At 65.5% G+C, this 9,511-nt stretch carries 11 protein-coding genes and 1 rRNA gene; 6 read left to right on the forward strand and 6 right to left on the reverse strand.

Going from position 1 to position 9,511, the window contains the following annotated elements; genetic code table 11:
- The first annotated feature begins 4 nt into the window (after positions 1–4).
- The 5 genes from CGK74_RS12800 to yacG all read left to right on the forward strand — a co-directional run bounded on the left by CGK74_RS12800 (position 5) and on the right by yacG (position 3,899).
- Entirely contained in the window at positions 5–1,369 is a 1,365-nt protein-coding gene (locus CGK74_RS12800) for a TrpB-like pyridoxal phosphate-dependent enzyme (protein ID WP_094268838.1), read from the forward strand.
- A gap of 28 nt (positions 1,370–1,397) precedes the next feature.
- A complete protein-coding gene (locus CGK74_RS12805) occupies positions 1,398–2,207 on the forward strand; it encodes an SPOR domain-containing protein (protein ID WP_094268839.1) in 810 nt (269 codons plus the stop codon).
- 3 nt (positions 2,208–2,210) lie between these two features.
- Entirely contained in the window at positions 2,211–2,846 is a 636-nt protein-coding gene (gene coaE / locus CGK74_RS12810) for a dephospho-CoA kinase (protein ID WP_094268840.1), read from the forward strand.
- Between the two features lie 82 nt (positions 2,847–2,928).
- A complete protein-coding gene (gene zapD / locus CGK74_RS12815) occupies positions 2,929–3,684 on the forward strand; it encodes a cell division protein ZapD (RefSeq protein ID WP_094268841.1) in 756 nt (251 codons plus the stop codon).
- Positions 3,685–3,689: 5 nt separating this feature from the next.
- Entirely contained in the window at positions 3,690–3,899 is a 210-nt protein-coding gene (yacG, locus tag CGK74_RS12820; protein ID WP_094268842.1) for a DNA gyrase inhibitor YacG, read from the forward strand.
- A gap of 4 nt (positions 3,900–3,903) precedes the next feature.
- Here the strand turns inward: yacG and CGK74_RS12825 are convergent, their stop codons facing one another.
- The 3 genes from CGK74_RS12825 to CGK74_RS19395 are packed head-to-tail and all read right to left on the reverse strand — an operon-like array spanning position 3,904 to position 5,835.
- On the reverse strand, positions 3,904–4,842 hold the full coding sequence (locus CGK74_RS12825; protein WP_094268843.1) for a Nudix family hydrolase: 939 nt from the start codon (positions 4,840–4,842) through the stop codon (positions 3,904–3,906).
- An 8-nt stretch (positions 4,843–4,850) separates the two neighbouring features.
- Entirely contained in the window at positions 4,851–5,714 is an 864-nt protein-coding gene (locus CGK74_RS12830) for an ATP-binding protein (protein ID WP_094268844.1), read from the reverse strand.
- Complete coding sequence (locus CGK74_RS19395) at positions 5,707–5,835, reverse strand: hypothetical protein (RefSeq protein ID WP_276206064.1); 129 nt, start codon at positions 5,833–5,835, stop codon at positions 5,707–5,709. Before CGK74_RS19395 ends, CGK74_RS12830 begins: the two co-directional genes overlap by 8 nt.
- A gap of 312 nt (positions 5,836–6,147) precedes the next feature.
- Between CGK74_RS19395 and mltA the strand changes: the two genes are divergently transcribed.
- A complete protein-coding gene (gene mltA / locus CGK74_RS12835; protein WP_206186246.1) occupies positions 6,148–7,194 on the forward strand; it encodes a murein transglycosylase A in 1,047 nt (348 codons plus the stop codon).
- A 67-nt stretch (positions 7,195–7,261) separates the two neighbouring features.
- On the opposite strand, the gene CGK74_RS12840 is transcribed toward mltA, so the two are convergent.
- The 3 genes from CGK74_RS12840 to rrf form a co-directional block, all read right to left on the reverse strand.
- Positions 7,262–7,993: a DsbC family protein gene (locus CGK74_RS12840; RefSeq protein ID WP_094268845.1), complete on the reverse strand. Its 732-nt coding sequence runs from the start codon at positions 7,991–7,993 to the stop codon at positions 7,262–7,264.
- An 18-nt stretch (positions 7,994–8,011) separates the two neighbouring features.
- The gene (locus CGK74_RS12845) at positions 8,012–9,175 is read right to left on the reverse strand and encodes a UbiH/UbiF family hydroxylase (protein ID WP_094268846.1); all 1,164 of its coding nucleotides are present in this window, start codon (positions 9,173–9,175) and stop codon (positions 8,012–8,014) included.
- Positions 9,176–9,328: 153 nt separating this feature from the next.
- Positions 9,329–9,442, reverse strand: a 5S ribosomal RNA gene (gene rrf / locus CGK74_RS12850).
- Positions 9,443–9,511 lie beyond the last annotated feature (69 nt).

The following is a 9,511-nucleotide window of genomic DNA, read 5'->3' on the forward strand; positions in this document are numbered from 1 at the left end:
CTCGATGGAAGCCACCCGCATCCAGCTCGAAGCCAACGACATCCCGACGCACTGGTACAACATCGTCGCCGACATGCCGAATCCGCCCGCCCCGCCACTGGGCCCGAACGGCAAGCCGGCCACGCCCGAGCAGATGGGGGCCATCTTTCCCGGGGCCATTCTCGAACAGGAGATGAGCGCGCAACGCTGGATAGCGATCCCGCAGGAAGTGCGCGAAATCTACCGCCTGTGGCGACCGAGCCCCCTGGTGCGCGCAGTGCGCCTGGAGCAGGCGCTGGGCACGCCGGCGAAGATCTTCTTCAAGTACGAAGGCGTGTCCCCGGCCGGTTCGCACAAACCGAACTCCGCCGTGCCGCAGGCCTTCTACAACAAGCAGGCCGGCATCAAGCGCCTGACCACCGAGACCGGCGCCGGCCAGTGGGGTTCGTCGATCTCCTTCGCCGGACAGATGTTCGGGCTGGACGTGCGCGTCTACATGGTCAAGGTGAGCTACGAGCAGAAACCCTATCGCCGCCTGATGATGCAGACCTGGGGTGCCGAGGTGTATCCGAGCCCGTCGCCGCTGACCGAGACCGGACGCCGCCTGCTGGCCGAGAACCCCGACAATGAAGGCTCGCTCGGCATCGCCATCTCCGAGGCGGTCGAGGAGGCGGCCAGCCGTGCCGACACCAACTACACGCTGGGCTCGGTGCTGAACCATGTGGTGCTGCATCAGAGCATCATCGGCCTCGAGGCGAAGAAGCAGTTCGACAAGGTCGGTCTCTACCCGGACGTGGTCATCGGCCCCTGCGGCGGCGGCTCGAGTTTCGCCGGCATCGCCTTCCCTTTCCTCGCCGACAGGGCCAGCGGCGACAAGCGCGCCGAGCACCTGCGCTGCATCGCGGTGGAGCCGAGTTCCTGCCCGACTCTGACCAAAGGCCAGTTCGCGTACGACTTCGGCGACGCCTCGGGCTTCACACCACTGATGAAGATGTACACGCTGGGCCACGACTTCATGCCGCCAGGCATCCACGCCGGGGGCCTGCGCTACCACGGCGACTCGCCGCTGGTGTCGCAACTGTTCCACGACGGACTGATCGAGGCCGTGGCCGTGCCGCAGTTGGCGACCTTCGAGGCCGGCGTGCAGTTCGCTCGCGCCGAGGGCATCATTCCCGCTCCCGAGTCCTGCCACGCCATCCGCGCCGCAATCGACGAAGCCCTGCGCTGCAAGGCGACGGGGGAGAGCAAGACCATCCTCTTCAACCTGACCGGGCACGGCCATTTCGACATGAGCTCATACGAGCGCTACTTCGCCGGCAAGCTCGAGAACTACGAGTACCCCGCCGAGGCCGTCGCAGCATCGCTGTCGCATCTGCCCAAAGTCGGCTGACGCGCCCCTCACCGGCTAGGCTTTTCGCATGAGCACGACGCGCCTCCTCGTCATCGTCCTGATCCTCCTTAACGCGCTGGCATTCGCCGGCGTGAAGGGGTGGATCGTCGGCACACCGCCACGTACCGAGCCCGAACGGATCACCAATCAGCTCAACCCGGAACGGATCCGCCTGAGCGGCGTCGCCGCGCGGGAAGGCGCGGCAAGCGAGCCGTCACTGCCCACGACACCCCTGGCACCCGCGCCATCGAGCCCCACGGTCGCCGTCGCGGAAACGCCCGCGGAGGCCGAAAGCATGGCACGTACTGGCCAAGCGGATGAGCCTGTGCCCCTGCCCGATGCGGACGTAGTCGCAACGGCCGGAGAAACCCTCCCCACCCCCCAGCCGCCTGCGCTGGTCTGCCAGGCCTGGGCCGGTCTCAGCGAGCAGGAAGCCGACGCGTTGACGCGTCGACTGCGCCAGGCCGGCGTCGAGGCCGAGCGGCGTCGCAGCGAGACACCCAGCGCATGGTGGGTACGGGTTCCGCCGCAAGGCAGCCGCGACCAGGCCGAACGCCGCGTTCAGGAACTGCGTGAGCTCGGCGTCAAGGACATGTTCATCGTCCAGGAGGCGGGACAGAGCCAGTATGCGATCTCGCTGGGCTTGTTCAAGACCGAGGCGCGTGCCCAGCAACTGCTCGGCCAGTTGCGCGCCCGCGGCGTGCGCAACGCCGGCGTCGAAGCCCGCATGAGCACAACCTACCTGATCCAGGCCCGGCTTGCGGACGAAGGCGTGCGTGCAATCGAAGCCGACGTGCGCGGCATCAGTGCTCGCCGCACTGCCTGCAACGGACGTTGATTCATGCACTTGGTCAAGTCTTCCGCTCGGCGTCCCTTCGTCGTCGGGCTGACCGGCGGCATCGGCAGCGGCAAGAGCGCCGTCGCGAACCACTTCGTCGCACAGGGCGCCAGCCTCGTCGATACGGACGCAATCGCCCATGCGCTGACAGCGGCAGGCGGAGCGGCCATTCCAGCGATTCGCGACCACTTCGGTATGTCCGTCCTGGCCGCCGACGGCAGCCTCGACCGTGCCGCCATGCGTTCGCTGGCCTTCAGCCATCCCGAGGCCCGCAAGCAGCTCGAAGCCATCCTGCATCCGCTGATCCGGGATGAAAGCGCACGGCAGTGCCTCGCCGCGCAAGGGCCCTACGTGATTCTTGCCGTCCCGCTGCTGGTCGAATCGGGAACGTATCGCGAACGCTGCGACCGTGTCTGCGTCGTCGATTGCCCCGAGGCATTGCAGATCGAGCGCGTCAAGGCACGCAGCGGACTCGCCGAGGCCCAGATCCGCGCGATCATGGCGGCGCAGGCCAGCCGCGCGGCGCGACTGGCAGTCGCCGACGACGTCGTCGACAACGATGGCACGCTCGACCAGCTTCGGGTACAGGTCGAGCGGCTGCACCGCCGGTACATCGACCTGGCCGGGAAGCGCACATGAACGGCCATTTGACAAGACCCTTCAGGCCGCTGTGCTATTATCTGGCATCTTACGGGAGCGCAATTCTTGCGGACAGTTTGCGGTGATTAGCTACGAATATCCTCTCAACGAGCGTATCCGCACGCTGCTGCGTCTCGAGGACCTGTTCGTCAAGCTCGCGCACTTTGCTGGCCGCGACGCGCCGCAGGATCACCACGTCGCCCTGCAGACCATCTTCGAAACGCTCGAGGTCGCGAGCCGTGCCGACCTCAAGGTGGATCTTGTGCAGGAACTCGAGCGTCAGCGCCAGATCCTGATGTCATTTCGCAACAACCCCGAGATTTCGGAAGAGGCGCTGGCCGGCGCGCTGTACGAGATCGAGCAGGCGTCGACCGGCCTGTTGGCGATGGCTGGCAAGATCGGCCAATACCTGCGCGAGAACGAGTGGCTGATGAGCATCCGCAGCCGCGCCGCAATCCCCGGCGGCGTGTGCCAGTTCGACCTGCCTGCATACCACTACTGGCTGAACCGCGACCCCGACGCGCGCCGTCGCGACCTCGATAGCTGGATGGCGCCGATGACGCCGATCCGCGAGGGGCTGGAGATCGTGCTGCGCCTGTTGCGCGCCAGCGGCCGCCCTGAACTGCAGGTGGCCCGCGGCGGCGCCTACCAGCTGACAATGGCGGGGCGCTCGGCCCAGATGCTGCGGGTGCGCGTGCCGCGCGCCGACGCGGTGGTGCCGGAAATCAGCGCCAACAAATACGCCCTGAACATCCGCTTCATGCTGCCCGAGACTGTCGCCCGTCCCCGCCTCGCCGAACGCGACGTGCAGTTCGAGCTCACCTTCTGCAGCCTCTGACGCGCATGAGCGAAACACCTCGCACCGTTCGCTGCCCGACCTGCGGCAAGTCCGTTCCCTGGGTGGCGGAGAGTCACTACCGTCCCTTCTGTTCCGCCCGCTGCCGTCAGATCGACCTCGGCGCCTGGGCCTCGGAAACCTATCGCGTGCCGTCGTCGCCACCTGACGCAAGCGAGAGTGACGGATTCGCTCCGCCGGGCCAGCCCCGGGACTAGACGCCTACCCCCAGATACCGCGGATGCCGGCGATGCCATGCGCACGGGCATCGCGCGCCGTTTCCATGACTGCCGGAGAAAGTCCGCCGAGCGCAAGCACCGGCATGGGCAGCCCTTCGGTCAACGCGCTGAAGCCGCTCCAGCCCAGGCTCGCGGCGCCGGGGTGGGAGTCCGTGGCAAGCACCGGGCCGAGGAGCGCGTAATCGAGCGTCAGCGCCGCTGCATGCTCGAGTTCGGCGCGGTCGTGACACGAGGCTCCCACCCACTGGAACGCAGGTCGTTCTGAGAGCGCCATCAGGCGGCGCGCGGGCAGATGCACGCCATCCGCGCCGATCGCTTGCGCCAGTTCGATGTCGCCATTGACCACGACAAGTCCGCCACGCGCGCGGGTGCGAGCAAGCACCTCGCGCGCGAACCGGTCGCGCGCACCCGCGTCGAGGGCCTGCTCGCGCACCTGCACCAGCCGCAATCCCGCATCCAGCGCCCGATCGAGGGCCTCGAGTTGGGCGTCGACGCCGAGCCGGGCCGCGTCGGTGATGCCCATCACGCGGGGCAGGCGAAGCGCCTTCAGGATCGGTCCGTTCGCGGGCAACATCGGCTCCCGCGTCGCCGAGCTGGGTTCGACCCAATCGAGCGCGCTGTGGACCTTGTCGTCCAGCGCGCCCTCCCACGCACAGACCTCGAAGAAATGCAGGCGGACATGGGCATGCTCGTAGAGGTGTTCGCGACGCAGCCACGGCCGCAGATGGGTGACGCGAATACCCAGTTCCTCATCCAGTTCGCGGCAGAGGGCCTGCGCCGGCTTCTCGCCCGGCTCGACCTTGCCCCCCGGGAACTCCCAGTAGCCGGCATAGACGGTATCGGGCCCGCGCTGCCCGAGCAGATAGCTGCCATCCGGGCGCAGCAGCACCCCGGCGGCGACATCGACGAGTTTCCGCGTCATCGCCCGCCTCACCCTTCGAGCTGGCCGGCGTAGTCGCGGGCGAACTGCCAAGCTACCCGTCCCGAGCGCGAGCCGCGCATCAGCGCCCATTGCAGCGCGTCCTGTCGCGCAGCGGCGATCCGCCGCTTGGGCACACCGAACTGCATGAGCCAGTGCGCAACGATGTCGAGATACTCGTCCTGGCTGAACGGGTAGAACGAAATCCACAGCCCGAAGCGCTCGGACAGGGAGATCTTCTCCTCCGTCGCCTCGCCCGGATGGATCTCACCATCGACATGCCGCGCCTGAAGGTTCTCGTCGTGGTACTCGGGCATCAGGTGACGACGGTTCGAGGTCGCATAGACGAGCACGTTCTCCGACACGGCAGACACCGAGCCGTCGAGCACGCTCTTCAGCGCCTTGTAGGCGTCCTCGCCTTCCTCGAAGGACAAGTCGTCGCAGAACAGGATGAAACGCTCGGGCCGCTGCTCGACAAGCTCGACGATCTCGGGCAGGTCGACCAGGTCGGTCTTGTCGACCTCGATGACGCGCAGACCCTGCCCTGCAAATTCGTTGAGCAAGGCCTTGATCAGCGACGACTTGCCCGTGCCGCGTGCACCGGTCAGCAACACGTTGTTGGCGCGGTGCCCGGCGAGGAACTGGCGGGTGTTGCGTTCGATGCGGGTCTTCTGTTGATCGACGTCCTGCAGGTCGGCAAGACGGATGCGGTGCGGCACGCGCACCGGCTTCAACTCGGCACGCCCGTGGCGACGCTGCCAGCGGAAGGCGGTCGCAGCCTCCCAGTCGGGCTCGGGCGCAGGCCCAGGCAATACGGCCTCGAGACGCTCGAGCACGCGCTCCGCGCGGCTCAGCAGATCGGATAGCTCAGTCATGTTTCTCATCCTGCGGGTTCGTGTCGGCTTCGGGCGCCTTCTCCCGCCGCGGCCAGGTTGCCCAGACGATGATGAGCAACAGCAGCAGCGCGAGTCCGGCCTCGAGAAAGATCACCCACATAGCAAGCCTCCGGCGCAAAGCCCGCCCTGCCGTCGGTATACTCTGCCGGGCGAAAGTCCCCGAGTTTAACCGATCCCCTCCATGACGCTTGCCCCCACCCGTCTCATCCTTCCCGCGCTGCTCGCCCTGCTCTCGGCCTGCGCGACACCCTCACGCGCACCCGACGTCGAGGCTGGCAGCCAGTGCCCGCAGCACCAGCCCTGCCCAGCCTGCCCACGTTGCCCGGCGTCAACGGCAGGCACCACGGCAGTGACACCCGCAACGCCCAGCGCACCACGACCGCTCGAGACCGCCGCAGAGCCGCCCCCGCCCGTGGCCGCCGCCTGGTCGGAGATCAAGGGCTGGTCGGAGGACGATCCGTCGGCGGCATGGTCCGCGCTGCTCGCCTCCTGCTCGAAACTTTCCCGACAAGCGCAGTGGAAAAGCGCCTGCGATGCCGCGAATGCGCTGGGCACCCAACCCGGGAACACCCGCGCCCGTCATTATTTCGAGCAGCACTTTTCACCCTGGCTGCTTCGCAATTCGGAGACGTCGACCGAAGGCCTGGTGACAGGCTATTACGAACCCTTGATCCGCGGCAGCCGCAACCGCAATCAGCGCTACGCCTGGCCCATTCATGGGGCGCCCGCCGACATGCTCACGATCGAGCTCGGCGACGTTTATCCGGAACTCAAGCACCTGCGCCTGCGCGGCCGCATCGTCGGCAACAAGGTCCTGCCCTACTGGACCCGCGAACAACTGGCCGAACGCGGCGAACAGGTGCCCGCGCCCGTGCTGCTGTGGGCAGATGATCCGATCGACCTGTTCTTCCTGCAGGTGCAGGGCTCGGGACGCGTGCAGTTGCCCGACGGCCAAACCGTGCGCATGGGCTACGCTGACCAGAACGGCCATCCCTACCAATCGATCGGGCGCTGGCTGGTCGCACAGGGCGAACTGACGCTGGATCAGGCCTCGATGGACGGCATCAAACGCTGGGCGAGCGCCAATCCTCAGCGTCTACGCGAACTGCTTAACACCAATCCCAGCTACGTATTCTTCCGCGAACTACCGGCATCCAGCGGCGGCCCCATCGGCGCGCTCGGCGTCCCGCTCACCGAAGGCAGGAGCATCGCCGTCGACCCGCGTTACGTTCCCCTTGGCGCCCCGGTTTTCCTTGCCACCACCTATCCGCTCAGCAACCGTCCGCTCAATCAGCTGATGCTGGCTCAGGATACCGGCAGCGCAATCAAGGGCGCCGTGCGTGCGGACTTCTTCTGGGGCTTCGGCGAGCAGGCTGGGCGGGAAGCCGGACGGATGCGCCAACAAGGCCATATGTGGGTCTTGCTGCCTAAGGGAATGCGGCCGACGGGCGCCCGCTGAACAGGACTGCCAGTTCTGAAACAGTGAAGCGGCGCCGTTTCTGGGCGCTGCTTCACTCTGGTCTGGCTTATTTTGCCTTCACGTCCGCGAGTGCTTTCTCGAGTTCCGCGGCCGGCACGTAGCCTCCAATCCGCCGACCGTCGGCAAGGAACAGCGTCGGCGTGCCGGTGATGCGCAGCTTCTGTCCCAACTCCACGTTCTTTGCCACCGTATTCACGTCACAATCGGCGTCCGCCGGCACCTTGCCATCAAGGATCCAGCTGTTCCAGGCCTTGGCACGATCCTTCGCGCACCAGATGTTATTCGACTTGCTGGTCGAATCGGGGCTGAGAATCGGGTACAGGAAAGTGTAGATCGTCACATCATCCATGCCGGCAAGCTCCTTGGCCAGACGCTTGCAATAGCCGCAATTCGGATCTTCGAAGCTTGCGATCACCCGCGTTCCCTTCCCCTTGACCTGCTTGATCGCCTGGTCAAGCGGGAGGGTGGAAAAATCGATCGCGGCCAGCTCATTGAGCCTCGCCTGCGTGACGTCGCGGCGCGTCTTCATGTCGATGACGCTACCATCGACGATGAAGCTACCCTTTTCGTCCGAGTAGACGAGCTGGCCGTTCTTCAGCAGCACCTCGTACAGGCCGCCGTAAGGCGTCTTGGTCACCGATTCGACCGCCGGCGCGCCGATGAAGGCCTCCATGTTCTTACGGACGGTCTCCTCGGAGGCGTTGGCGGACAGGCTCGCAGCGAAGCCCGTCACCGTTGCGACGGCAAGAACTGCGGTACGTTTGGCAAAGAAACTCATCAAGCTCTCCGAAAGGAATCAAAATCGGCCATTGACCGCATAGCGGATAAGGGCATTGTTTAGGACCGGCAAGCGCCCCGTGAGGTTCATGCCGGCGTTCCGCAACGCCGCGGCAAGCGGATTGCGAGCCCCGAACAGGCGGTTCAAACCATGCGTCAAGTACTGCAGCATGAAAGGCTCTTCGGCGCGCGCGCGCGCGTAGCGTCGCAGTACCGCCAGCTCGCCCGCATCCTGCCAGTTCTCGAGGCCGCAAAGAACCTCCGCCAGCACCTTCGCATCCTGGAACCCCAGGTTGATGCCATGCCCCGAAAGCGGATGGATTGCGTGCGCCGCGTCACCAATCAACGCCACACGTTCCTTCACGACCGTGTCCACCCGCATCAACCGTAGCGAGAACGCCGCACGCGGAGTCAGCAAGCCAAGCGTACCGAGTACGCCACAGCCAGCCTTCTCCACCCGCGCGACGAACGCAGCCTCATCCAGCCCCATTAAGGCATCAGCCACCTCGTCGGGAGCGGACCACACCATGGACATCCGATCCCCAGGCAGCGGCAGCCACGCCAGGATACCGTCGTCCCGGAACCACTGATGCGCAACGCCCCGATGAGGCTGCGAACACGCGAAGTTCGCGACGACCGCCCGCTCACCATAAGGTGAGACATGCGAGTCAATCGCAGCCTGCGCACGTACCCATGAGTCCCGCCCGTCGGCACCAACGACCAACTGCGCGGAGATGGTTCGGCCATCTTCCACCCTCAATTCGACGCCTGTCGGTCGGATCTCGAGCGCCCGCGGCCGAGCAGGGCAGAACAGGGTCACATTGTGCTGTCGCTTGAGGCCTTCCCATAACTCGAGATGAACGCGGCTCGATTCACCGATCCAAGCGAGTTCGGGCAGCCCAGACTCGTATGCCGAGAAGCGGATCACCCCACCGTCATCGCCGAATACACGCATTTCGGAGACAGGCTGCAGACGCGTCGGATCGATATGGCGCCAGGCCCCCAGATCGTCCAGGAATCGCGCACTTGCTGGGCTATACGCATAGACCCTTTGGTCCCAGGATTCCGACTGCATCGGGGGACTCGCCTCGACGACGGCAATCCTGAGGCGCGAGCGCCGCAAGGCCACAGCCAAGGCAGCACCGGCCAGACCACCGCCCACAATCACGAGATCGAAATCCATTCAGCACACCATGCACTGTTACCCACAGCCTACGATTTTGCCGCGGCATCTCCCGCGCGTCATTGTGATTTTTGTATTTGTTTTGTTGTAGAGGCCGTAGACGTGCAAACGCCCAGCGATCGTATTTGGATGCTGGGCGTTTTTTGTGGGTTAGTCTGACGATGACCTACTTTCACGAGGGCGGACCTCACTATCATCGGCGCGTTTGTGTTTCACGGTCCTGTTCGGGATGGGAAGGGGTGGTACCACAAAGCTATGGTCGTCAGACTTTGACTTGTTGCCTGGGTGTTGGTGCCAGGCCAAAGCGGGAAGAAGAGTTGTGTGATTGGGTGTCGT

The organism is Thauera propionica (assembly GCF_002245655.1).
GTDB lineage: Bacteria > Pseudomonadota > Gammaproteobacteria > Burkholderiales > Rhodocyclaceae > Thauera > Thauera propionica.